Consider the following 25095-nt stretch of genomic DNA (forward strand, 5'->3'; position numbering starts at 1 on the left):
GAGCGTGCCGGCCATGCCAAGGCGGCATACGAACAGCAGCCGCGCGTCGTCCAGGTCGCTCGGCGCCGTGCTCGCCACCTGCTCGTGCGACACGGCGGCGAACCAGCGGAACGTGCGGCGCGCGGCGGGAGGCCGATGGACGACCTCGCAGTCCGACAGGAAATCTTCCAGCATGGGCAACGTCACCGTCGCCAGGCTGCCCCCTTGCGCGGGCGCGAGGAAGACGTCGTCCCCGAAATCGTGAGATGCCACTGAGAACTCCCATTCACGTGACGGCCAGAGGCGCAAGTGCCGCTTTACGGTATACCCGAACAGTATAGCAGGAGCCCGGATGCAACCGCGGAAGTTCGCCGGGCGTTACTCCCAGCCCAGATTTTCGTGGTACCAGCGCCGCCCGTCGGCCTCTTGCGACAAGACCGGGTCGAGCAGGCTTGCCGCAAGTGCTTCTGCCGTCTCGATCTCGGCGTATTCCGGGGGCAGACCGGTTTGCCGAACAAGCTTCCTGAAGGTGCCGCGGTAAAGCCGTTTCCACTCCATGGGCGCCGCGTACTTCTCGGGAAGCTTTATTCCCCGCACGGTCGCCTCGATGCGCGCCCGCCTGCAAAGCTCTCCGCCGTCGAAGTCGGTGGTCACGGCGTAAACCGCAACGTCTACAAGGTCTTTGACGCGCGAGGAGGGCCTGTCGCCATGCATTTCGACCATGGCGCAGAGTTTGTCGGCAAGGGAGCACGTGGCGGGGTAGATGCGATAGCCGAACGTCGGGATATCCGGTACGTCGATTCTGTCGGCTGGCTCGACAACCTCGGATTTGCCGTACGCGATCTGATCGAACACGAGGTCGATGGAGATATCCTGCAGCCGTTTTCCTCCAAGCAAGGGTGTAAAGGTGACGTTGAGTCCTGCTCGGTAGTCGTCTTCGGCCTTGATCGGCTTGTATCCGACAAATTCGAAGGTTACGAAGTCCTCGAGGTCGATGGCTGCAAGATGCTTGAGTTCGGCGAGCGCTTCGTCGATATCCGCTTTCTCAGAAAGCAGGTCGATGTCTCGGGTGGCTCGTGCATCCGCAGTACGTGCAAGCATGCTCTGGCCTCCCTTCAGCACAAAAGGCGTGTCCTGCCTGCTGAATATGCGGCACAGGAATCGATGGAAGTAGAAACCCGAGACGGCTCTCCCGGTGTCAAGCGATGATGCCTTCGCGGCGGCCTTGACCGCCATTTCGAGGGCTGTGGGGGTTGCGTACGCCATCATGCTTCCTCCCCGAAGATCCTTGCCATCTTCCTTTTCGCTTGAGCCGAGGCACCGGCATCTGCCGCAAGGCGTATGAGCCTTTCTTCGTCTAAGCCCTTTTCCCGGGCATCGGAGAGCGCGTCCTCCACAAGCGACGGGTCTTCGCCGTCCAGCACGAGGTCAACCAAGGTGCGCTCGATGCTTGTCACGGGGATGCCGCTTGCAAACGACACCTCGTTGCGGGAGATGTCGCGCACGCCGAACCTCGTCTCGACGTTGCGCGAGTTGATGCGCCTCGGGGCGAGGATGCGGTAAGGCGAGAGGTAGAAATCCCCGATGCCGAGGATCGAGGCGGCCGTGTTCCCTGCGACGGCAATGCCGTCCCAGGCATCGACGGGCACCCGCTCGTGCGTCATCTTCGCGGGGTCGGTGAGCTTCCATGCGGCGGTCAGCTCGTCGAGCTGCGACGCCGGAGTCCCCGCCATCCGGTACGCACCATGGGCGATGCGCACGAGCTTCCCTGCTTCGCGAGCCTTGGCGAGCACGTTGCGCGGAATGCCGAGACGCATGGCTTGCGCCGTGGTGAAAACGCCCTCCGATGCGGAAAGCTCATTCATGATGGAAAGGTAATCACGTCTATTCATGTTTCAATTGTATCGTATAAGGATACTTTTGAAACAAGATATTGGAAAATGTAACCTACGGACGCTCGGCACGGAACGATGGTTCACGGTTGCGCGAACCGCTATTATGGTGGGCATGGTGGTGAGGAAAACCGTCAAGTGGAGTTGAGGGCGCGCGAGGTCGCGCCGGCAAGAAGGAGAGGGAAGGAGAGGCGTATGTCTGCGGGATTGGCGATCTGCCTGGTGTGCGGGGAGCCGCTCGATTACTTCGAGGAGGCGCGGGAGGTTTCCTGCCATATCTGCGGCAAGAAGGAGACGGGGCATTCCGTGTGCACGGCGGGGCACTACGTGTGCGACGTGTGCCATCGCGAGGGCGGCGTCGACCATGTCATGGAGTACTGCTCGTTCGCCGATTCGAAGAACCCGGTGGAGATGGCGATGGCCATGATGGACGACAAGTCCATCTTCCCCAACGGGCCGGAGCACCACACGCTCGTGGGCGCCGCGCTGCTCGCCGCCTACAAGAACGCCGGCGTCGACCTCGACCTGCCCCGGGCGCTTGCTGAGATGCGAAACCGCTCGATGAACGTGCCGGGCGGCACGTGCGGGCTCTGGGGGACTTGCGACGCGGCCGTGAGCGCGGGCATGTACTGGAGCATCGTGTCGGGTTCCACGCCCATGACGCGCGGGCCGTGGGCCGAGACGCAGCGCCTGATTCGCGCATCCTCGCCCGCCTGGCCGACCTGGGCGGGCCGCGCTGCTGCAAGCGCACAGGCTTCGTCGCCCTCCAGGAGGCGGCGGCGTACACGGCCGAGCTGCGCGGTATCGAGATGGAGATGCCCGAGCGCATAACCTGCCGTTACTTCCACCGCAACCGCGAGTGCCTGAGGGCCGGCTGCCCGTTCTTCGGCAGGTAGCCTGCCGCCGACGGCGCGGCTGCTTCCCGGCGGCGTAACCGGCGGCATATTCCGCCTGAACGCCGGCCGTCGGCACGCTGCACTTCCCTTGCCGACGCTTCCCCGCTTGAACATCCGCCTCAAAGTGCTAGACTACATCTTATAATAATAGGATGCAAACAACTATCGGGGAGGCGGGGCGACGATGGACTACCATGCTTACTACCTCAAGGCCGAGGCCGGCGGCTACCAGGAGTATTACGATGCGATCGCGAAGGCGCAGGGCATCGACCCGCAGGCCACCGCGCGCACGCGCAACGCCGAGGACGCCGTGCCCGGCGAGGCGAAGGACAAGCTCTTCAACGTGGCCGCCGAGATCAAGAACACGTTCCATGAGTTCGGCGCCCCGCTGCCGCCGTTGCTGGAGGGGTGCACCGTGGTGGACCTGTGCTGCGGGTCGGGGCGCGACACGTACTTGGCGGCCCAGCTCGTGGGCTCTGCCGGCAAGGTCGTCGGCGTGGAGCCCAACGCGGAGCGCCTGGCCATCGCGCAGAAGTACCTGGACAAGGAGATGAAGCAGTTCGGCTACGGCCAGCCCAACGTGGAGCTGGTGCACGGTGTGCCCGAGGACCTCTCCTTCCTGGCCGACGGCACGGCCGACGTGGTCATCTCCAACTGCACGTTCAACCTCTCGCCCGACAAGGCCGCCTACGTCGCCGAGGTCAAGCGCGTGCTGAAGCCGCAGGGGGAGTGGTACTTCACCGACGTGTTCGCCGACCGCCGCATTCCGCAGGAGACTTCGGACAAGATCGAGAACGTCGCCCTGCGCCTGGGAGGCGCCCTGTTCGTGGAGGATTTCCGCCGCATCGCCCAGGGCCTGGGCTTCCACGACCCGCGCTACGTGGTGACGCGCAAGACGCCGTTGACCGACGCCGAGGCGTCCCTCTTCCCCGGCATCGCGTTCGCCACCGTCACCTGCCGCCTTCTGAACTCCGAGCTCACGTCGGACCACTGCGAGGACTACGGCGAGGAGGTCGTCTACGACGGGACGCTTCCCGACTATCCCGACTTCTTCCTGTTCGACAAGGACATCAAGTTCCCGGCCGGCCAGCCGTGCCACGTGTGCGACAACGTGTCGGTGCTGGGCCTTGGGGGCTGCCGCTACGCGAAGGTCATCACCGTGAAGGGCGACCGCTCGGCGCACTACGGCGATATCCACGGCGACCATATCATCAAGACGGCCGCCGACTGGGAGGGCGTCGTGGACGAGGACGACCAGCCCGTCATGGTGAGCTGCTGCTAGGAAAGGCACGGAAATGGACAAGATCAGATTCATGGTGGTGAGCGGCTTTCTGGGCGCCGGCAAGACCACGACGATGATAGCCCTGGCCGAGCACCTGAGCAAAACCTACGGCGAGACGGCCATCATCGCCAACGACCTGGGTGCGAACCTGGTGGACACGAACCTCACCCAGACGTCGGGCTGCACGGTGGCCGAGATAGCCTCGGGCTGCATCTGCTACCAGATGGACAACACCATCGACCAGATACGCCGCCTGCGCGACAAGGACGGGGCGGTGTTCGTCATGTCCGACATCCCCGGCTGCGGCGTGGGCGCGCTCGACCACGTGTACCACCGCCTGGCCGAGGACTGCGCCGACGAGTTCACGCTCTCGCCGTTCACCGTGGTGGTGGACCCCGAGCGGCTGCGCATGATCATGCCCGAGCGGGCCGACATCAACCTGCCCGAGGAGCTGGTGTACCTGCTGAAGCTGCAGCTGGAAGAGGCCGACCTCGTGGTGCTGAACAAGGCCGACCTGCTGGAGGAGGCCGGCATCCACCGCTACGTGGACTTTCTCAAGACGGCCTGCCCCGACATCCCGGTCATCGTGATCTCGGCGCTGGAGAAGACGAACATCGCGGAGCTCGCGGACTTCATCACCACGCACGAGACGGCGCTCAAGAACTTCTCGGTGCGCCACAACCAGGAGTTCGCCGATGCGGAGGCGAAGCTCACCTGGTACAACCGCCGCCTGTACCTCAAGACGAACGATGGCGGCAAGATAGACTGCAATGCGGTGGTGGACGACCTCATCGAGGGCATCCGCATGGGGCTCATCGAGCGCAAGCGCAACGTGCCGCACCTGAAGACGTTTGCCACCTCGGGCAACGGCGACTTCAACAAGGCGTCGCTCATCGGGGTGGACTACGACGTGGAGTACGCGCAGAAGCTGTTGCGCCCGCACAAGAACCTGCGCATGATCATCAACGCGCGCGCCGTGTGCGAGGCGCGCCCGCTCGCGCGACTCATGGACGACGCGCTGGACGAGGTGTGCGAGAAGTACGACCTGGACTGCCAGGTGTTCTTCACGGAATGCTTCGGCATGGCGGACGAAGGTCGATAGGGGACAGCATGGGAGTCGATGAGAGCAGGGATATTCGCGAGCTGGTGCGCGAATATTATGGGGAGACGCTGCAGGGGAGCGACGACTTGAAGACCGACGCTTGCTGCTGCACTGCGCATACGCCGCCGAAGTACGTCATTGACGTGATGAACGAGATCGACGACGAGATCATGGCGCACTTCTACGGGTGCGGCTCGCCCATCCCGCCGGCGCTGGAGGGCGCCACGGTGCTCGACCTGGGGTGCGGCACGGGGCGCGACGTGTATATCTGCTCGAAGCTCGTAGGGCCTTCGGGGCGCGTCATCGGCGTGGACATGACCGAGCAGCAGCTGGCATTCGCGCGGCGGCACGAGGCGGCGCAGATGGCGCGGTTCGGTTTCACGCGCTCCAACGTGGAGTTCCACTGCGGGTTCATCGAGGATCTGGGGGCCCTTGGCATTGAGGACGAGTCGGTGGACGTGGTGGTGTCGAACTGCGTCATCAACCTGTCGCCCTTCAAGGACCAGGTGTTCAAGGAGATAGCCCGCGTGCTGAAGCCGGGCGGGGAGCTGTACTTCTCGGACATCTTCTCGGACCGCCGCGTGCCGCCGAAGTTCTACGACGACCCGGTGCTGCGCGGCGAGTGCCTCTCGGGCGCGCTCTACATTGAGGACTTCCGCCGCATCCTGGCCGAGCACGGCATGCCCGTGTTCTACGACGTGGAGACGGAGCCCCTGCACGTGGGCGACTTCCAGATAGAGACGAAGCTCGGCTGCATCGGCTTCGCCTCGCACACGGTGCGCGCCATCAAGTGCGCCGACCTGGAGGACCGCGAGGAGAACTACGGGCAGACGGCCACGTACCTGGGCACCATGCCCGAGAACGGGCGCTACTTCGACCTGACCGAGGATCTGCGCCTCATCAAGGGCCGGCCGGTGGCCGTGAGCGGGAACATGGCCGCGATGCTGCGCGCGTCGCGCTATGCCCCGCATTTCGAGGTGCGGGGCGACCGCACGCACCATGTGGGCGCCTTCGACCAGGGTGCGGCCCAGGAGGCGCTGGAGCTGGCGCGCGGGAAGCGGCGCATCGGGTTGGCCGAGCTGGAGCAGGCGTACCGCGACCTGGGCATCGAGCCGTTCGACCAGCGCGTGCACGACAAGGAGCTGCTGAGGAGCGCGCCGGAGCTCGCCACCATGCAGGTGAACGTGGGCTACCGCTGCAACCTTGCGTGCAGCCACTGCTTCCTGGAGAGCGGCCCGCAGCGCGCCGAGTGCATGGAGCGCGAGACGATGGAGGCGGTGCTCGCGGCCTTTGCGCGAGGCGGCTTCCGCACGCTCGACATCACCGGCGGCTCGCCCGAGATGAACCCCCATCTGGAATGGTTCGTGCGCGAGGCGTCCGCGCTGGCCGACGAGGTCATCGTGCGCAGCAACCTCACCATCTTGGACGCGCCGGAGTATCGGCACTTCATGCAGGTGTACGCCGAGTGCGGGGTGCACCTGGTGACGTCGCTGCCGTACTTCAACGAGCAGGGCTGCGACCTGCAGCGCGGTCGCAACGTGTTCGACCGCGTGGTGGGTGTGCTGCGCGAGCTGAACGAGCTCGGGTACGGTGTGGACCCCGCCCTCAAGATCGACGTGGCCTACAACGTGTCGGGCCCGTTTTTGCCGCCCGATCAGCGCGAGCTGGAGGAGTTCTACGCTTGGGAGCTGGAACGCGAGCAGCACGTGAGGTTCGACAACCTCTACGCGTTCAACAACTACGCGCTCGGCCGCTTCGCGAACCAGCTCAAGCGCGAGGGGAAGTTCGACTACTACCTGGACCTGCTGTCCGAGAACTACAACGGCGCCGTGGTGGCGCGCATGATGTGCCGCTCGCAGGTGAACGTCGACTACGACGGGCGCCTGTACGACTGCGAGGTGAACCACGTGCTGGGCCTGCCGCTCGACGGGCCGCGCAACGTCCGCGACCTCGTGGACGAGCCGCTGGGCCCGCGCACCATAGCCACGAGCCCCCTCTGCTACAGCTGCGCCGCCGGCTGCGGCAGCTCCTGCGGCGGCAGCCTCATGGACAAGTACGGCGAGTGAGGGGGGGCGAGTCGTATGCGCGCACATGCGTCGGCTGACGACCGCCTCATAGAGCGGCACCTCGATGGCGGGTGCACCGACGGGGGCTTCGTGGACGTGCGTGGCGGACGGGCGCGCGACCGGGCGAAGACGTTCGGGTCCATCGTGGCCGGCCTGACGGTGGTGCTGGCCATTTGGGGGCTGTTCGCCCTCTTCTTCAACGGGACGGGGGCCTCCGCCCTGCGCTTCCCCACGCCGGTGGAGACGTTCGCGCGCCTTAGCGAGTACCTGTTCGAGGGGCGCTCGCTTTACGGGCAGAGCATCTACGCGCACGTGGGGGCCAGCGTGCAGCGCCTCCTGGTGGCGTTTTCGCTCGCGGCGGCGTTCGGCATCGTGCTGGGGTCCGTCCTCGGCTACTTCACGCGCATCTACGCCATCGGCATGGCGCCGGTGTCCATCTTCCAGATGATTCCCGGCCTGGCCTGGCTGCCCATCGCCATCCTGCTGTTCGGGCTGGGCGACGAGTCGGCCGTCTTCATCATCTTCGCCGTGTCGTCCATGGTCATCACCGTGGACGTGGCGGGCGGCATCCGCATGGTGCCCGCGGTGCTGGTGCGCGCGGCCAAGATGGCGGGCGCGAGCGGGCCGGCCATCTTCCTGAAGGTGCTCGTGCCGCAGGCGTCGGTGTCCATCATCAACGCGCTGCGCGTGGGCATGTCATCGGCGTGGCGCGTGCTCATCGCCGCCGAGATGGTGGTGGGCACGGGGATCGGCCTGGGCTACTCCATCGAGCTCACGCGCGATTTGCTGGACTACGTGGGCGCGTTCGCCTGCATCGCGGTCATCTGCGTCATCGGGCTGGCCATCGACCGCGTGGTGCTGGCGACCTTCGAGAAGGCCATCCGGCACCGTCTGGGCCTGGAGGAGGGGTACTGATGGCGCTCATCGAGCTTTCCCACGCCACGAAGGCGTACTGGACGGACCGCTCGAAGCGCCGGGCGCGCATCGTGCTGGACGACGTGGACCTCGCCATCGAGGAGGGCGAGTTCGTGTGCCTCATCGGCCCCTCCGGCTGCGGCAAGACCGTCACTCTGAACCTCATCGCGGGGTTCGAGCAGCCCACGCGCGGCTCGGTGCGCTACCGCGGCCGCGAGGTGGCGGGCCCCGGCCCCGAGCGTGGGGTGGTCTTCCAGGAGTACAGCCTGCTGCCGTGGCTCACGGTGCTGGAGAACGTGGTGTTCGCGCTCGACTCATGTGGGGCCCCGCGCGCGGCGCGCCGCGACACGGCGCTTTCGGCTCTGCGCGCCGTGGGATTGGCCGAGTTCGCCGACCAGCGGCCCAACCTGCTGTCGGGCGGCATGAAGCAGCGCGTGGCCATCGCGCGGCTTCTGGCCATGGACTCGGACGTGTTCCTCATGGACGAGCCGTTCTCTGCCCTCGACGAGCAGACGCGCGCCGCCCTCGACGCGAGCCTGTTCCATTTGTGGCGCGAGCGCCGCAAGACCGTGGTGTTCATCACCCATAACATCTCGGAGGCGGTGCTGTTGGCATCGCGCATCGTGCTGTACTCCGGCACGCCGGGATCCATCATCGGGCAATGGCGCGTTCCCGAAGACCTGCCGCGCGATGCGGGCAGCCCCGAGGCCCGGCGGCTCCATGCCGAGATCCGGGACCTCATGCCCGCGAGCGCGTGCTCGTTTGCGGAGGATGCGTGATGCGCATATGCCGGGAAAGGGCGGCCGCACGGCCGCACGACGCAAGAAGGAGAGGGAAGCGATCATGAGAACAAGGAAACGCACGGCGAAGGCGAAGGTGCTGCTGCTCGCCTGCATGGCGGCTCTTACCCTGGGCGTGGCAGGCCTATGGGGCTGCGCCTCGGGCGACGGCCAAGGCGACGCGAAGCAGGGCGAGGCCCCGGCCTCCGAGAGCCAGGAGGCCTTGGAGCCCGTATCGGTGGCCTACCTGAACAAGGCCGGCTACGAGACCGTCATCGTGGCCGACAAGAAGGGCTACTTCGATGCCGCGCCCATGGACGTGGAGCTGCTCACCGTGAGCGGCTCGGGCCAGCAGTCCGTCGAGGCGCTCCTCGCAGGCTCCGCCGATATCGCGGCCACGGGCCAGGGCCCGGTGGCAGACGCGCTCGGCCAGTACGGCGATGACATCGTGGTGCTCTGCGGCACGAACTGCAACACGAACTCGCAGGTCATCGTTGCATCGCCGTCAATGACCGGTGATACGGCCATCACGCCCTACGACAAGGCGTCGGACAACAAGGCGGAGGTGAAGGCCTCGTTCGAGGCGGCCGCCGCCGCGCTCGGCCGCCCCGTGAAGCTGGGCGTGCAGCAAGGAGCCACCACCGAGTCGGCCGTGAAGTCGTGGATGAGCGCCATGGGCGTGTCGGTGAACGACTTCGGCACCGAGGGCGACGGCACCGTGACGCTCGTGGACGTGAAGGCCAACACGCTGCCCACGGTGCTGGCCGCCGGCAGCGACATCGACCTGATGGCCGCGAGCCAGCCCTACCCGGACACGGCGCTTTCCGCCGCCCCCGGCTCCTACCGCGTAGGCTCCAACGCGGACACGAACTCCTACGACGTGGCGGCGTACATCACCACGAAGGAGGTCTACGAGAAGGAGGAGGCCTCCCTCAAGGAGTTCGTTAAGGCGCTCGACCAGGCCACCGACTATATGGCTGACAGCGCGAACGAGGCCGAGTGCGTGAAGATCTGCGCCGACAGCATGGGCGCGTCCGAGGACACCGTGCGGGCGGCGTTTTCCGTGGCCGACTGGAAGACGGGCATGACCGACACCATGCTGGACTCCCTTGCGAAGGCCGTGAAGAAGAAGGGCTACGAGATGACGCCCGACCAGATCAAGGCCGCCTGCCCGCTCATCCCGTGGATGGACGCGGAGCTGGGCGACTAGCCAGCAGGCGCTGCGGGAGGGGGTCGGCGGGGGCTTATGCCGCACGGCCCCCTTCGAACTGCGCGCAAGGCGCGAGTCCGGGGAAAGGACAACGACCGTGGACAACGAACATGCAGCGGCCTACGGGCCCTCGTGCGCCGACTGCGGCTCGGGCGGCTGCGCCGACGGGTCGGGGGCGTACCCGCCCTTCTGCGCGACGGCGGCGCTCGCCGCGGAGGATCGCGCCGCGCTGCTCGAGCAGTACCGCGACGAGGAGGTCTACCGCATCATGGCCGCCGCCTCGGACACGGCGCGCCTCGCGTTCGACGAGCACTGGTGCCGCGTGGAGGAGACCATGGAGTACGCCCGCCGCACCGGCGCGCGGAAGCTCGGCATCGCCGTGTGCTCCGGCCTGCTGGGGGAGGGGCGCACGCTCGCGCGCATCCTGCGCGCCAACGGCTTCGACGTGTACGGCATGGCCTGCAAGGTGGGTTCGCTCACGCGCGCCGAGCTCGGCGTCGCCGACAGCTGCTGCGACTACGGCGCGGTGTCGTGCGACCCGCTGCTGCAGGCGCGGCTGCTGAACGAGGCCGGCACCGACCTCAACATCGTCATGGGCCTGTGCGTGGGCCACGACATCCTGTTCGCGCAACGCTCCGCCGCCCCCTGCACCACGCTCGTGGTGAAGGACCGCGCCCTCGTGCACAACCCGGTGGCGGCGCTGCACGCGGCCTGCGGCCCCTCGCCCTACAACCGCATGCTCAAGCAGCACCCCGCCTGGCGGGCCTGACGGGCGCTATTCCTCGCCGCGCCCCTCGCTTGCGGCGATGGCTGCGGCGGCCTCTTCGGGCGGCAGGGGGCGCGAGAACAGGTAGCCCTGCATAAGGTCGCAGCCGCACCGGCCCAGGAAGGCCCGCTGCTCCGGTGTCTCCACCCCTTCGGAGAGCGCCTGCGTGCCCAGCACGCCGAACCCGGAGGCCAGAAGCGCGAAGAACTCCACCAGATGCTCGTCCTCCGTCACGGACCGCAGGATGCTCTTGTCCAGCTTCACCACGTCGAACGGCAGCTCCAGCAGCGTGGACAGGTTCGAGTACCCCGTGCCGAAGTCGTCCAGGTAGAAGCGCACGCCCTGTGCGTGCATCTTCTCCATGAAGGCCCGCACGGCCTCGGGGTTCGCGATGATGGCGCTCTCCGTCACTTCCACGCGCAGGCACGACGCCGGTATGCCGTGGCGCGCCACCACGGCCAGCACCGATTCGGCCAGGTCGTCCTGTATGAACTGCACGGCCGAGAAGTTCACCGACACGCCGTGGAACGTCGTGCTCGGGTGGGCGTCCCGGTAGGAGCGCACGAACGCGCAGGCGCGTTCCAGCATGAACCGCGTGACGTCTGATATGACGCCGATCTGCTCGGCGATGGGGATGAACTCGTCGGGCGGGATAGGGCCCAGCTCGTCGTCGGTCAGGCGGCAGAGCGCCTCGGCCGCCACGAACCGCCGAGCGCTCTCGGACCAGATGGGCTGCAGGTTCAGGGTGAAGCCGTCCTGCTCGGCCGCGCGGCGCACCACGTCGGCGATGGCGTTGCGACGGTGGATGGCCCCCATCATCTCCGGCGTGCAGACGCAGGGGGTGTTTGGCTCCAGCTTCCTCGACTCCACCGTGGCGTATTCCAGGGCGGCAACCACGTCGCCGGGCGTGCGCGCGATGGCGGGATAGCTCACGGCGCCGATGGCCGCGCCCACCGTGCAGGAGTGCCCCCCGATGCGCCACGGCTCTTCAAGGCGCTTTTGCAGCGGGGCGATCAGGGTGGCCGTCGCGGCGGCCTCGTCGTGGTTCCCGCCTGCGCCGTCGCAGCTTGCGATCAGGGCGAACTGGTCGCCGCTGTAGCGGTAGAGCCGCGCCTCGCCGACAGTGCCCAGGTACGCGGCGAACTCGCGCAGGAACCGGTCGCCGTTCTCGTGGCCGAACTTGTCGTTGATGAACTTGAAGTTGGACAGCGAAACGAGCACGGCCGTGAACGGCTGCCCCTTCTCGTCCATGAGCGAGACCATGGACAGGAACTCCTGGCGGTTGGAGGCGCCGGTGAGCTGGTCGACCGACAGGCGCTTGTTCTGCAGGTACAGGTAGATGGTGAGCAGCGAGCACGCGGCCGCCGACCCCGACAGCAGATAGGTTGGGAACAGCTGCTGCACGGCTATCACGCCCACGGCGATGAGCGGGAACACGGCCAGGATGCGCTTGATGACGGGGTCGATGGGCGCCCGCGTGAACACCACGAGCGCGAAACAGGCCACGCAGTAGAAGTAGAACACCAGGTAGGTGGCTATAATGAGCGGCCCCTGCATGTAGACGCCCGCCGCGTCGAAGGAGAACAGGCAGCCGGTGGGGACGTTCGCCAGCACCAGCAGGAAGTACGCCGCGCACGGCACGCCGCTCGCCAGGACGAAGGCCCGCCCGACCGGCCGCGCCTCGCCCACAACGGCCACGGCGTAGTAGAAGTACACGGTGCCCAGAAGCGGCGTGAGCACGAAGTAGCAGAGGGTCACGAGGTAGGTGAGCGGCAGCAGCTCCAGCGGCGCATAGGCGATCATGAGCGTCGAGGCCAGGTTCGTGCCGATAGCCCCCAGTGTGGTGGCCAGGCAGAGCCGGAACACCCGGTTCTTCGGCGACGGCACCGCATGGCTCTGGCGCGAGTACACGGAGATGACGAGCACGATGATGAAGGCGATGACCTCAGCCGATACGTTCCATCCCATGTCGTTCGCCCATCCTCGTCTCCCGGCGCCCGCCGAGAGGGCCGCATCCCGCAACCCCCTGTCTTATTGTAACGTCTCGTCCCCGCTCCGCCCCGCACAATTCATTCTTGAACTTCCCCTGAACGCCGTCGGCGCAGGTCCTCCGTTCCCGCAGGTCCTCCCCGGGCGCCTCCTTTCCCGCATGGCGGGCATGGCCGGCATCGCTCGCCGAGCGGTGGTGTAGCGCTCCGGCGCCCCTTTTGGCAGAAAACGGCCGGTTTGGCAATCTCCGCGCCCCTTAACGTGCGAGCGGGGCGGCCCTTTCCCTGCGGTCCTCAAGGTTTTCCCTGTTCGGAGCATTCTGCGCAGCACGGTCTGCGCCGGGGAGTGCCATAGGCGACCATGGCGTTCCGTACCTGACTTGGGAATGCGCGGAGGGAGGTCTCCTGCATAGCCCTAACGCGCTGGTGTTCGGCCACCATCTGCAGGACGGGACTATGTTCTCCAAGCTCGGCGGCTTCATCGACGTCGCCTACCTGGACGAGCACACGCCGATACAGATCCAAACCCCAACTGAGAAGGCTAGCTTGACCGTCCTGGCGGTAGACAGGGTCAACGCCAACCGCGAGACCGCGAGGCTCGAGTTTGACACAGCCTCAGACCACGCCACATGGCTGGCAAGCGTCACGGCCGCATCCGACCGTAACTTGAGCTCTGCCGGATTCGACTTCGGTTCAGTCGAGAACGTAGTTACGCTCTGCACCTGCAGCTACTCGACATGGGGAAACGAGAGGACGCTCCTTTACTGCAAGATCGAAATGGTTCCCTGATTAGCCATCCCGAAATCGCGCCACGTTCGATTCGCAGTTTGCGCACCAACTAAGCGCATCTCTGCCCATCATTGGTCAGCGCTAAACAGGCGGAGAGAAGGGCGAAACCCGCCCTTCTCGACCGTTTTTTTAGGGTATGTAAAAACTGGTTTGAATTGTTGGGCAGCTGGTTGAAAGATTTACCAACGCTTTGTCGAACCATTGGTTGGAAATCGCTGTGATTCCCATGGCTGCCCCGTACGTTGTAGCGAAAAAGCTGCGCGGTAACGTAAGGAAAGTGTCGCATGTCCGACCATCGGAACACGGCACATTCCCCAAAAAGCAAGTGCTATTGATTTTGGGGATTCGAACCGCACAGCCAATCGGCGGCGTCGACAATCCGAATGCCTTCGTACTGGTATTCGGGCTGGTACGTTCGGGCAATCAGGATCTTCGGGTAGGCGTCCCTTACCGCTAGCAGGGGGGCCACCTCTCGTTCAAACGTTCGCTCCTCGGATATGCTGTTCGCAACCTGGATGTAGAGCTTCTCGCCCTGCTTGATGGCGACGAAGTCTATTTCCTTCTTGTACAGCACGCCGACATACACCTCGTAGCCGCGCCGCAGGAGCTCTATGGCGACGATGTTCTCCAGCACTCGGCCATAGTCCATGTTCTTGGTGCCGAGGCGGGCGAACCTAAACGACTGGTCGACAAGGTAGTATTTGTCCTCCGACCTCAAGTACCTCTTTCCGCGGATATCGTATCGGCGGATTCTGTAGAAAGCGAACGCCTTGCATAGCGCGTCTACGTACTTGCCGATCGTCTTGTGGTCGGCCTTCGTCCTGTTCGATTCGAGCGTGTCGGCAATCGACCGGATGGATGTGAGGTTCCCGACGTTATCCATGAGGTAGTCGATGAGCGCATGGAGCAGCTGCTCGTTCTTCAGCTTGTACTTGCTCACGATATCCCTCACCACCAGGGCGTTCAGGACTTCGGAGTCGATATAGCGCCTTCTTTGCTCCTCGGTCCTGTACATGTACGATCCCGCCATGCCCCCATCCGAGATGTAGCTGGTCAGGCTGTCGTAGATGTTCTGGGACGGGTAGTATGCGAGGTACTCCCCGAAGGAGAACGGATAGACGGGGATCTCGTATGTCCTGCCCACGAACAGGGTTGCCAGGTCACTGCTTTGCAGGAAGGCGTTCGAGCCGGTAACGAATATGCTGTACTTCTCCCTGGCATGCAGGCTGTTTATCGCCTTCTCGAAGGACCTGCACATCTGTACCTCGTCGATGAAAAGGTAGTTCTGCCGGCCGGGCTCGTAGCGCTCCTCCACGTATGCCTCCATGGAGCGGTAATCTATGATGTCCTCGAAGTCCGTGAGGTTGTAGTTGATGCGGATGATGTTCGCATCGGGCTGTCGCCCGGAGATCTTCTGCGCCAGGGCCTCCAGAAGCTTTGACTTGCCCGACCTGCGAACGCCGGTGATGACTTTGATGTCCGGCGTATCGGCAAGCTCCAACATCTCCGAAAGGTACGCCGTTCGTTCAATAAGCTTCACAGGTATCCTCCTCAACAACGTATGTTGTGTTTATTCCCCAAAATTGAATTATATTACGTTTTGGGGATTTGTGTATTCTACAACTGCATGCAATGACGAAAACAGTGTATGGATGGCCGCTGCAAACGCCTAGGGTCTTGGAGGCCCTTCGGATCCCGATTGTGGGTGGTTCTACCGGGCGGACGCCGACGGTTCCAGGGCGATTGCTGGGAGCCGAGGCAGGTGAGATCGAGGGCTTCCATTACGGGACTGAGCCATTGCGGTATGCAACGTGTCATAGTTATCACCTCTATCACTGATATGGTGATAACCATTGTGTTTTTGGCACGGTTCGATTGCGGTGCCGACGGCCCCGCGACGCGGGAGCCGGCTCACATGAATCTGAACACGGCCTTGATGAGCCACCTGCAGAAGCCACCAATGGCTCCGAAAATCACCCTAATCGTCTTCATGGTCCATCCAACCTTCCTCTTCGCCTTCAACCTCGATTTGCCGCAGGGGCTGCAGCTCCCTGGCCCATGCCAACGACTCCCAGTTGGAGCCGGCAAGGGCAGCGGCCGCCTCATCGTCCATGGTCGGGTCCGCCGCTTTCAGCGCCTCGACCACGCCCTGCAGTTTGCTCGCCAGGGACGGGCCGCCTCCGTCGGAGAGCAGCAACGCGGATGCGCCGTCCAAGCGCATGACGTCCACCAGCCCTTCTCCCATCCGGACGAGCATGCGGTCCCCGTCGACAAGAACCTGCTCGACTTCTTTCAACTCGGCCTCCTCCGCGAGGAGGAAGCGCCAGCCCATGGACCTTCGCCCTACGGGAACCACGCCGTCGTCCAGGTCTTCCTTGAACCTCGGGTCTGCATCGTAGAAGTGGGCTTGCAGCCACAATCCCTTCTCAAGGCGGTCGAACCGGACCTCGTAATCCGCCAGCATGCAGCCGTCACCGAACGGCTGCGCGGGCGTGTACGAGTCCGTGTCGAAGACGTCCAGCCGCCCGCTTCTGTACTTAACCTGAACCCTCATCGGCTACGCCCTTCCTGTTGCCTGTCCCTGCTGTCCCGCCTTGCCGCAGCGGAGCTCTGACCCGCCCTCTGAGGCCTGTTTCCGCTGCGCTGCGGCCCGTATTGCCAACGGTCGGATCCAGAGCCTTGATGCCTTCTTGCGAGCTCCCCATCTGGAACCAGGGAGTGTCTTGAGGCGTACTCCCTGGCCTCGGCGAGCTCCTGGATTCGCTCGGCGCATTTCGCCGCCGCCTTGGCCTCAGGCTCCCTTTCCATGCGCCTTTGAAGTGTCTCGATGCGCCTTCCGTAATCCCCGCTCGATCGGATCGAATATTGTGCGTTCGTCTCGACCGCCTTCGCCAGGCTGCCGAGCTCCGCAACGTCTTTGATCTCCACGGCGTCGGTGGCCATGGAGAGGATCGCCCTGGAAGATGCGGCGTCCGGATGGTAAGAGCCGATTCGCACGAAGCGCTCTGTCAACGCTATCTTGCCGAACGTCATCCCGAGCCTCTCCCCTGACACCTTCCTGGATGGCTGGTCCGCCAAGGAGAAGATCCAGTCCTCCCGGGGTGCCTGGGTCGAATTCTCTGCGACCTCGATCTCCATGAGCTCCAGTATTCGCATGAACTCGCCTTCGTTGCGCGACAGCACCTTGGCCACGGACACCCTGTTTCTGATGTCGCTGACCCACGAGTAGCCACCCGCGTCCAGGATTCCGCGCTCGGCTTTGTTGATATACGTGGCCCACCGCGTTCGAGGTCGGGGAGGGGTTCTCGGATCGCTCCGCCCTGCCCTGCCCTTCGGCATCTCGTTGTCGAAGACCGTCAACCCTCTTGCCTTGGCAACTTCCTGCAGGCTGCGGTTCATATCAAGCACATTCGGGATGTGGAGTCTCCGGCCGGTTTCGAGATTGGTATTGTTCACCACGATGTGCGCATGCGGGATCCCCTGCCTGTTATCGTCGTGGTAGACGACGGCCACCTGATAGTCGGAGAAGTGCTTTTTGACCCAGGCGTGCGTTAACTCACGCAGTCCTTCGAGGCCGATGTTGTCGCTAGGATCCGGGGAGATCGCGTAGTGACGGAACGTGATGGCGCGCTGCCCCTTCCATGGCCTGTCGTTGCCGTAGTCGTGGCGTAATGCGTCCATCTCTAAAGCCCAGTCCACTTCGTCCTTAAGAGCGGCATCCAGCCCCTTGTCCTCGACCTCGTCCCAGGAGAGGTTGAAGAAGTCGCGCAGCAGCGCCCTTCCGCCCTTCTCAAGGTAGTCCTTGATGCGGCCGCACCCCGTGTGGCCGTTGATCGCCTTGAGGACCGCCATCGCTACCGCCAAAACCTCTCGGACTTATGGACCGCCTGAACCATGTCCTTGATTTCCTCGACGGAGCCCTGGACGAGTTCCAGCTCGCTTGCCGCCTTGTTTAGCTGCTCCTTCGCGACCTGCGGGTCGATGCCGCCTTTGTTCCTCGCGAACATCGCTATGGTGTTCAGGGCCCTGACCGCCTGGTTGTAGTGGCGTCCCCAGCGGACGAGCTCGCGGTTGATGCGGCCCATGGTCTTCGCGTCGATGACGACGACGCGGCTTCCCTCGTCTATGGCGGCGAGGTTGTCGGGATCGGCTATGGGCAGCCTAAGGAGGGCGCGGATGGCCTCGGAGTTCGCAAGCTCCAGACTCTCCGCCCTTTGGTCCAAGAGCTGCCTGTCCTCCTCTGTCATGCGGCAGCTCACGGTGCACGTGTACACACCCATCGTTTTCTCCTTGCGTCTTGTAGGGGCCACGGGGGATCCCCCGTGAAGGAAGCGGCGACGGTGGAAGGCGTCTTGCCGCTTCCGGTTGCCAGAGGTCGGGGAGGGTTTCCGGATGGCGTCCCCATCCGGGGTGGAAGCGCCCTGCCCCGCCCCGGAACGAGTTCATTGCGTTGTAATACGCAATGAGTTACTCGCTACGATTCGTATATGACGGGTTCTGCCGAGCCCCATGGGCATCGGTGAACCCTGAAACCGCATCGCCGGCCTGGCGGGCCAGCTCAGCGATGCGGGATATCGCCTCGGAATCCGCCGCAGTAGGGGTCTTGGGGAGGTTCGCGACGAAGCGGCGGAGCGCCTTCTCGGCGCTTGCGAGCCGCTTGTCGGCGGCGGGTTTCGAGGCCGTCATCGAGGCGACCAGCTCGGTAGTCGCCGCCTTCGATCTCGGCGACTCCAACCACTTCTCGAACGCCGATCTCTGCGTCGCCTCGTCGGACCCGGCCAATGCGTCGACGGCCTTGACCGAGAGCCCGCCGGAGTCCGCCGCATCGCGCCATTCTGGAATGAGGCCCGCGACCTCGTCCGCGAGCGCCTCCTCGCGCTTGATGGTCTTTCCGCTTACCTTGCGGCCCGTCATCTCCTCGACGATGCGCGCCTTGACGTCCTCCGTGCGCATGCCGGCAAGGGACGGGTCCGCTGCGCGCATCTGCTCGACTTGGATGCCGAGGGCTTTGGTGGCGGCAGCGCGCTCGGTGACGGTCAGGGAGCGTGTGAAGAAGTTCGCGGTGTGAAGCAGCACCACGGCCTGCTCGTCGGAGACGTCGGAAGCGATCCTGCAGGGGATCTTCGAATAGGAGGGACCCTGTTGGGAGAGCAGCCTGAATGCCGCCATCCTGCGATGCCCGGAGATCATCTGGAATCCCCCGCCCTGCAGCCTCCTGACCAGAGGGAGGTCCGTCAGGCCGTCGTGCCGGATGGACTCGGCGAGTCTTGCGATCCCCTCCTCGTCCATGGAGTACGCGACGTTGCCGGGGTGCCCTTGGATGTCGGAAAGGGGTATCTCCCTTACCGGAAACCTGCTTGCCGTCTGGGATCCGGCGTCGAGCAGGCCGCTGATGCTGAAGCCTTCGGCCACGTCCGCCGCGCTCATGCCATCGCCTCCCAAAGCTCGTCGGCAAGGCGTTCGTAGTCCCTGGCGGGCCTGCTGCCGGGCTCGAACACTGAGACGGGCTTCCATTGCCAGCTTCCCTCGCAGACCTTCGAGGACGCATGGATGACGTTGGAGAGCTGCTGACCGGAGAAGAACCGGTCCAGCACCGCCTCGCCCGTCCTCTCGGCGTTCGCCATGCGCCCGGGCACGCATGTCCTGAGGATCCTGAACTCGGGGACGGGCACGCGCAGCGCGTCGGCGATCGCCTGGATGGCGTTCACGGTGAGCGCGGTTCCCCGCATGACGGTCGAATCGAGCTTCACGGGGATGACGACCATGCCGGACTCCGCTGCAGCCAGGTAGGCGTTGAAGGCCAGCCTCTTCATGGTGGGGCTGCAGTCGATGATCGCGGCGTCGTAATCCCCCGCACAATCGTCCAAGGCGAAGCGGAGCCTCTGCTCTCGCAGCATCAGCTCGTTCTGGTCGGTCAGCTCGATGATGGACGGGATGACGGACAGGTTCTCGATGCCGGTCTCGTAAGCGACGTCCGCGACGGCGGCGTTCTCGTAGAGAAGCTGGATGGACGTCTTCCCGTCCTTGGCGGCCCGGTCGTACAGGCCGAAGTAGTCGGTGGCGGATGCCTGGGGATCCAGGTCGATGAGCAGGACCCTCAGGCCGCGCGCCGCGTATATTGCGGCGAGGTTCACGGCCGTGGTCGTCTTGCCCACCCCGCCCTTGTAGTTGCTCACTGCAAGGGTTCGCATGGGAAAGCTCCTTCGCGTCTTGCGGTCCCGAGGTTGTGGAAGCGAGGGACCTCGTATTCGGCTGGCTGGATGGGCTCCTTAAACGCAGTTTCCATCCTGTATTACCGATGGTAACACAAACTGATACGTTTTTGTATCAGTTTGTGTTAGTCAACGGATAAGGATTGCCAGTCACGGATGGGGTTTACTACGCCCTCCCGACCGTGCGTATAGGGAGGCTTGTCCGATTCAGGAGGCGCGACGTTGCCGCTTTCGTGCGACGGGGCATCTCGTAGCCAGGCCCCTTGGCTCTCCGCCACTCTGCCGGGGAGTTCTTACTTTCACGCCGAACCCGCACCCCGCAAGGCCCTCTAGCGTCGCCGCCTCGACGCGCTCTCGGTTCTGTAACGACTTCCATCGGACGACAACGAAAGCCTCGCCCCTTCTTCAGGAGGGGCGAGACTGAATCAGGGTGTCTTTGTCAAAGGAGGAAAGCGCCGTCCTGTTTGTTTACTCGTCTAGGTACTTCCACCTATACCCACCAGCATGCTGCTGGATCCCCTTTGCAGCGTCCCGAATGCTTTTCGTGCTAACGCCCACCTCTTTGGCCGCCGCCGATACCGACTCAAACCGGCTAATTTCATTTTCGTCGTCATCCATCATCGCAATGGGGCGCTTGTGGCCTTCATTATTCCGAGCGGGTTTGCTCTCTGCGGCGCCGTTGATCGCCTCGCGCTTGCGTCTCTCTCGCGCTTCCCGACGCCTCGCCTTCTTTTCGGCTTCCCGTTGTTCTGCGCGCTCGTCCTCGAGCTCTTTGCGATGCCTTTCGATTGCGCTTTGAAGCAGGTCTTCCACTTCTGCGTCGGAAAAGGTTACCCCCGCATAGCTCTCCATGGTCAAACGGGCCTTGCGTCTGTGCCGGCTATTCTCTTCGATGTATTCGAGTGCTTCCAGCCTGCAGTCTCTGTATTCGCTAACAATGCAATCCGACAGTGGCGAGAGGTCAGATGGGGTTTTGAAGAACACTCGAACAAACGCATCTCCTCCCTCGCTGGCGGTGCAACTAGCTGTTACGAGCTCTTGCGGGAGATTCGCAGAGTCCTTGACGATTAAGAAAGGACCTTTTCGAAGTACTTTGAACCTCAAGAAGCTATACAGGTATCGTGCGCTTACATATCCGGATTTCGACTTGGTCAAGGCGAACCAGCTTAAATCGCCGCCGTTATCTACTATCGTTTTCTGAATCCAGGCGCCAATTTCTTTTTCCACGTCAGTAAGATTAGGAATACCCCGTTCTTCGCGATTAAGGGCTAGTCTCTGTTCCCCAAGGCTTGCGAGTTTGCAAAACATCATTCCGCAGACTTCGGCATCGCCGTATGCTCTGTGTTCCGCATTATTTTGAATATTGAAGTACTGGGCTACAGTCGGCTGCTTGTAGTTGGGCAAGTCCGAAATCAAGCGGCGAGAAAGCGATAGCGTGTCCACGTAATTGATGGTTCCGCTATAGCCCAAGCGCTCCAGGGTGTTCTTTAGGAAGCCCATGTCGAATCTTGCATTGTGGGCGCACAGGATCGAGTTGCCTGCAAGAGCATCACCCAGAAATTCGACGAACTGCTCGTAGGCTTGATTCTCTGAGGGGGCGTTTCCAAGCATTTCGTTGCTTATGTGGTTAATGCGGCTGGCCTCTACAGATATCCTCACACCGGGATTTACAAGGGTGCTAAATGAGCGCATGGGCTTGCGGTCTTCGAAGCAAATGGCGCCGATCTCTACAATCCGGTCTGCATATTCGCTGAGGCCTGTGGTTTCTACGTCAAAGGCGATGAACTTTGACTTCACCGAAGCCATAGCACCTGGTGCCACGTAAATTTCATGCAACTCCACGCGTCCCAGGGAGTGAGATTCAAACGCGGAACCGGAAATCGAGGTGTCGGGCGCAGCACTGGGCGTTGCAGAAGAATTCGAGGAAAAGGATGCCGAATCAGTTGCTGGCTTAGATGAGGGTACGGATAAGGATTCAGCGGTTCGACAGCCGGCAGCAACTTGGAGTTCGTTCAGGGTATGTTTCTTGACGTCTACCGCGTTGATTCCAGATGCGATTATTCTCGTCAAGCACGGCCTGCACAGATGCAGACCATTGTATTTTGCCATGGTCTTTTCAAAGGCGTTTGTTCTACGCCCGCATATGGGGCAATCCTCAGTTTTGAAAATACTCACTTTAGCCTGTCTCCCCAAAAGATGAATCAAGAAATATCTAGATACGTCTACGCCGCTCGTCCATGAAGAGCGCCAATTCGTATTCTCGTATTCATAGGCAAGAAACTCCGTTGTGAAGTAGATGCCGACTACGGATCGACGCCATATTGCATACCCGCGATAGCGCTGAGGCCGCATCTGCGCATCCGCTTCGAACTCAATAAACTACCTATCCAATTAAACCACCATTATCCTGCCGGCATTCGCTCATTGTTGAACTACACATTAACAATGCCGATGCTCTATTTTTACGAATCTATCCAAACTGCTGCGAACAATTCAATTGATTGTCTGAAGCCGACAGGTGAAGGTGTTCGGCAGCCGTGTGGCCATAATGGCTTCCACGAAAAGATTGCCCTCATCTGTTAGTGTGGGACACGGCCTCGTTCGCCCGAGGTGCAGACCAGTTGGCCACGGCCTACCCAACGTGGTGCCGTCGGGGGCTCCTCCTGCCCGGGGCCGCGTCTTGTTTCGCGTAGTCAGCGTCAAGCAGTGATGGAGCGTTTCCGCAGGCCAGTCGTGTCACTCTTCGGTCGGTGGAAAATACTCTTCGAAAGTGACTACACGGCCTGTAGTCACCTCCGGCTACACGGTGACTACACGTTTTCCGTGAGCGAAGAATGACAACAACCGCAGGTCAGGCACCATGTTGACTACACGAATTTGGGGTATGTTTCCATTGAGTGGGAATAGCAATAATACCTGCAATACACTTGCAAAGACAGCCAGCTTGCACCCATGCGGCAATCCGGCATGGGTGCAAGCCTCATGCATGGGGGCAGATCACAACGCGTTGTCGTCATGTCATGGCGTAAATCCGTCATGACATGATGAATCCCAAGGAGATCCCGCCCGCCGCACGTACAATCCCCACATAACGCATGCACACGCCGCTCATGCACCTCGCCGAGAACTCCGTCGTGGTGCATGACATGGAGTAAGCGCACAACGCCCCGATCAGGGAGACCGGATGCATAAGCGAGCCGTAAAGGGCCGATGTCCGCGACCCGTAGTACCTGGAATGCATGTTGATGGTGAACAGCATGTGCTTGTGGCTGAAGCGCTGCATCTGGCGGTTCATCGGCACGGACACGAAGAACCTGCAATCGTACCTGAACTGGTTCGTCTGCCTGTTCGGGGTTCGCCAGACCGAGGTAAGATGGCTGAAAACGGAAAGCGTCCGCCATTTGCTGATGTCCGACGCGCATTACCGCACGTCATGATGCCCCTAGGAAGACCACACTCCTATACTGTCAGAGCGCATAATGTTGCGAGAATATTGACTCGCACAATATTGCGAACTATCATAATCGCAAAATGATGCGAAAGAATAATTCACCCGAGATGGGAGGATATCGGTGGTCGACGCGCTGGAGATAGGCTACGCCATAAAGGACAGGCGCGCTGAATTGGGGATGACCCAGGCCCAGCTGGCAGAGGCCGCGGGCGTGTCGAAGCGCTGCCTTTGGTCGTTGGAGCTGGGGCAGAACCCCGGCGTGCAGCTGGACAAGCTCATCGCCGTGCTCGGGGCCCTGGGGCTGGGGCTGGAGCTGACCGCCGGGAACCCCTCGGATGAGCCGCAAGCCGGGCAGTTGGGCATCAGAGAGCCTGCGGCTCGCGATGACGCCTCCGCAGGCGCTCTCTCCATCCTGACGGGAGGTGCGCGATGACGGCCTGCGTCCTCGACGTGCTCATCGCCGGCAAGCTCGCAGGAGCCCTTTCCCAGGACGGGGCCGACTCGCTTTCCTTCGCCTACGGGAGAAACTACCGCGGCGTTCCGCTGTCGTCGTCCATGCCACTTTCCACCAGGCCCTACCGGGACAAGGTCGTGCTGCCCTACCTCTGGGGGCTTCTGCCAGAGGACCCGGCCGTGAGAAGGCATGTCGCCGCCGACGCCGGCATCTCTCCCAACAACCCCTTCGCGCTCCTCGGCGTCATCGGCCTGGACTGCCCCGGCGCGGTGCAGTTCGTCCCCCAGGGTTCCGACGCCTGCCGCGATGAGCGCCTCGTTGCCGTGAGCGACGCCGAAATTGCCCGGAGGCTGGCCAAAGGCCGCCTGGATGGCGCCGGCTGGATCGCCGACGACGAGCATTGGAGCCTCGGCGGCCAGCAGAGCAAGTTCGCCTTGCGGCGCGTGGATGGCAGGTGGTACTCCTGCGAGGGCTCTGCGGCAACCACCCACATCCTGAAGAGCGGCGTGCGCGGACTGGCCCATCAGGCGCTCAACGAGTACGTCTGCATGCGGCTCGCGGCAAGCCTAGGCGTGCCTGCGGCAAGCGTCGAGTATCTGGAATTCGAGGGCGAGGGCGGCGTGGAGCCCGCCATCGTCATCGAGCGCTACGACCGCTTGGTCGAGGGGGACGATGTGACGAGGCTCCATCAGGAGGATCTCTGCCAGGCCCTGGGATGCCTCCCCGACAACAAGTACACCATGTACGGTGGGCCGAACTGCGCCGAAGCGCTGGGGCTTCTCACCTCGACCGGGCCCACCGCCCAGGCAAACGCCGCGGGCTTCCTGCAGATGCTCTTCCTCAACTACCTGCTCGCGGCGACGGACGCGCACGCCAAGAACTACTCCATCATGCTCGCCGCCGACGGGTCGCACAGGCTGGCGCCCATGTACGACGTGGCATCCATCGCCCCCTACGTCGAGGGGGCGAAGCTGAAGGTCAAGCCGCCCAAGCTCGCCATGTCCATCGGCGGCGAGAACCGCGCGGGCCGTGTTTCGGCAAACGACCTCGCCAAGCTGGTCGAGCAGTGCGGCCTCGGACGATTCGGCATAACCGCCGAGGGCTGCCGCGACTTGCTGGCGCTCTACGCCGAAGAGATCCCCGGCAAGCTGGCCCGGGAGTTCGACGCTTTGGAGAAAACGGGGTCGGCCGACGCCGCCAGGGAGCTCAGGGGGCGCATGGAGGAACCGATCGCGCAGCTGTGCGCAAGGTCGCTGAAAGGATTGGGGGGCTAGGCCCCGTGCCGCTCGCGGCCAACTAGCGAATCATGGGGAA

Annotated in this window: 22 protein-coding genes and 1 pseudogene; 12 read left to right on the forward strand and 11 right to left on the reverse strand. The window is 63.3% G+C overall.

Annotated features, from left to right (window positions below; all coding sequences use genetic code 11):
- From GPA_RS19675 to GPA_RS16125, 3 genes are all read right to left on the reverse strand, one after another.
- The coding region (locus GPA_RS19675) for a hypothetical protein (protein ID WP_041239826.1) at positions 1-252 on the reverse strand (252 nt) is incomplete at its 3' end.
- Positions 253-357: 105 nt separating this feature from the next.
- Complete coding sequence (locus GPA_RS16120; RefSeq protein WP_049784297.1) at positions 358-1245, reverse strand: nucleotidyl transferase AbiEii/AbiGii toxin family protein; 888 nt, start codon at positions 1243-1245, stop codon at positions 358-360.
- Positions 1245-1871, reverse strand: a complete 627-nt coding sequence (locus GPA_RS16125) for a type IV toxin-antitoxin system AbiEi family antitoxin domain-containing protein (protein ID WP_041239827.1) — start codon at positions 1869-1871, stop codon at positions 1245-1247. The genes GPA_RS16120 and GPA_RS16125 overlap by 1 nt, the downstream gene beginning before the upstream one ends.
- A gap of 426 nt (positions 1872-2297) precedes the next feature.
- Between GPA_RS16125 and GPA_RS20695 the strand changes: the two are divergent.
- The 8 genes and pseudogenes from GPA_RS20695 (at position 2298) to GPA_RS16165 (ending at position 10890) form a co-directional block, all read left to right on the forward strand.
- A pseudogene (locus GPA_RS20695) lies at positions 2298-2767 on the forward strand (DUF5714 domain-containing protein).
- 184 nt (positions 2768-2951) lie between these two features.
- Positions 2952-4049, forward strand: coding sequence for a methyltransferase domain-containing protein (locus GPA_RS16135; RefSeq protein ID WP_015540530.1), 1098 nt, complete (start codon positions 2952-2954; stop codon positions 4047-4049).
- A 13-nt stretch (positions 4050-4062) separates the two neighbouring features.
- The gene (locus GPA_RS16140; protein ID WP_015540531.1) at positions 4063-5151 is read left to right on the forward strand and encodes a GTP-binding protein; all 1089 of its coding nucleotides are present in this window, start codon (positions 4063-4065) and stop codon (positions 5149-5151) included.
- An 8-nt stretch (positions 5152-5159) separates the two neighbouring features.
- A complete protein-coding gene (gene arsS / locus GPA_RS16145; RefSeq protein WP_015540532.1) occupies positions 5160-7217 on the forward strand; it encodes an arsenosugar biosynthesis radical SAM (seleno)protein ArsS in 2058 nt (685 codons plus the stop codon).
- A 15-nt stretch (positions 7218-7232) separates the two neighbouring features.
- Entirely contained in the window at positions 7233-8132 is a 900-nt protein-coding gene (locus tag GPA_RS16150; protein ID WP_015540533.1) for an ABC transporter permease, read from the forward strand.
- Positions 8132-8911: an ABC transporter ATP-binding protein gene (locus tag GPA_RS16155; RefSeq protein ID WP_015540534.1), complete on the forward strand. Its 780-nt coding sequence runs from the start codon at positions 8132-8134 to the stop codon at positions 8909-8911. Before GPA_RS16150 ends, GPA_RS16155 begins: the two co-directional genes overlap by 1 nt.
- 64 nt (positions 8912-8975) lie before the next feature.
- Positions 8976-10121, forward strand: coding sequence for an ABC transporter substrate-binding protein (locus tag GPA_RS16160; protein WP_167536696.1), 1146 nt, complete (start codon positions 8976-8978; stop codon positions 10119-10121).
- Positions 10122-10218: 97 nt separating this feature from the next.
- The gene (locus tag GPA_RS16165; protein WP_041239828.1) at positions 10219-10890 is read left to right on the forward strand and encodes a DUF1847 domain-containing protein; all 672 of its coding nucleotides are present in this window, start codon (positions 10219-10221) and stop codon (positions 10888-10890) included.
- 6 nt (positions 10891-10896) lie between these two features.
- On the opposite strand, the gene GPA_RS16170 is transcribed toward GPA_RS16165, so the two are convergent.
- Entirely contained in the window at positions 10897-12855 is a 1959-nt protein-coding gene (locus GPA_RS16170) for a putative bifunctional diguanylate cyclase/phosphodiesterase (RefSeq protein ID WP_015540536.1), read from the reverse strand.
- Positions 12856-13331: 476 nt separating this feature from the next.
- On the opposite strand from GPA_RS16170, the gene GPA_RS16175 reads away from it, so the two are divergent.
- A complete protein-coding gene (locus tag GPA_RS16175; RefSeq protein ID WP_156791093.1) occupies positions 13332-13664 on the forward strand; it encodes a sortase family protein in 333 nt (110 codons plus the stop codon).
- 328 nt (positions 13665-13992) lie between these two features.
- Here the strand turns inward: GPA_RS16175 and GPA_RS16180 are convergent, their stop codons facing one another.
- The 7 genes from GPA_RS16180 to GPA_RS16210 form a co-directional block, all read right to left on the reverse strand.
- Entirely contained in the window at positions 13993-15204 is a 1212-nt protein-coding gene (locus GPA_RS16180) for an ATP-binding protein (protein WP_041239829.1), read from the reverse strand.
- Between the two features lie 438 nt (positions 15205-15642).
- Positions 15643-16218 (reverse strand): hypothetical protein, encoded by a 576-nt coding sequence (locus GPA_RS16185; RefSeq protein WP_015540538.1) that lies wholly within the window; start codon positions 16216-16218, stop codon positions 15643-15645.
- Positions 16215-17516 carry a relaxase/mobilization nuclease domain-containing protein gene (locus tag GPA_RS16190; RefSeq protein WP_015540539.1) on the reverse strand — a complete coding sequence of 434 codons (1302 nt, stop codon included), beginning with the start codon at positions 17514-17516 and terminating at the stop codon, positions 16215-16217. Before GPA_RS16190 ends, GPA_RS16185 begins: the two co-directional genes overlap by 4 nt.
- Positions 17517-17518: 2 nt before the next feature.
- On the reverse strand, positions 17519-17944 hold the full coding sequence (locus GPA_RS16195) for a hypothetical protein (protein WP_015540540.1): 426 nt from the start codon (positions 17942-17944) through the stop codon (positions 17519-17521).
- A 187-nt stretch (positions 17945-18131) separates the two neighbouring features.
- Entirely contained in the window at positions 18132-19091 is a 960-nt protein-coding gene (locus tag GPA_RS16200; RefSeq protein WP_015540541.1) for a ParB/RepB/Spo0J family partition protein, read from the reverse strand.
- The gene (locus GPA_RS16205) at positions 19088-19855 is read right to left on the reverse strand and encodes a ParA family protein (RefSeq protein WP_041239830.1); all 768 of its coding nucleotides are present in this window, start codon (positions 19853-19855) and stop codon (positions 19088-19090) included. Before GPA_RS16205 ends, GPA_RS16200 begins: the two co-directional genes overlap by 4 nt.
- A gap of 489 nt (positions 19856-20344) precedes the next feature.
- Positions 20345-21985, reverse strand: coding sequence for an exonuclease domain-containing protein (locus GPA_RS16210; RefSeq protein WP_231847681.1), 1641 nt, complete (start codon positions 21983-21985; stop codon positions 20345-20347).
- Positions 21986-23133: 1148 nt separating this feature from the next.
- Between GPA_RS16210 and GPA_RS16220 the strand changes: the two genes are divergently transcribed.
- The 3 genes from GPA_RS16220 to GPA_RS16230 all read left to right on the forward strand — a co-directional run bounded on the left by GPA_RS16220 (position 23134) and on the right by GPA_RS16230 (position 25055).
- Positions 23134-23313: a hypothetical protein gene (locus tag GPA_RS16220; protein ID WP_227155712.1), complete on the forward strand. Its 180-nt coding sequence runs from the start codon at positions 23134-23136 to the stop codon at positions 23311-23313.
- A gap of 135 nt (positions 23314-23448) precedes the next feature.
- A complete protein-coding gene (locus GPA_RS16225) occupies positions 23449-23760 on the forward strand; it encodes a helix-turn-helix domain-containing protein (RefSeq protein ID WP_049784223.1) in 312 nt (103 codons plus the stop codon).
- Positions 23757-25055, forward strand: a complete 1299-nt coding sequence (locus GPA_RS16230) for a type II toxin-antitoxin system HipA family toxin (protein ID WP_015540545.1) — start codon at positions 23757-23759, stop codon at positions 25053-25055. The genes GPA_RS16225 and GPA_RS16230 overlap by 4 nt, the downstream gene beginning before the upstream one ends.
- The last annotated feature ends 40 nt before the right edge of the window (positions 25056-25095 follow it).

Source organism: Gordonibacter pamelaeae 7-10-1-b (genome assembly GCF_000210055.1).
Classification (GTDB): Bacteria; Actinomycetota; Coriobacteriia; order Coriobacteriales; family Eggerthellaceae; genus Gordonibacter; species Gordonibacter pamelaeae.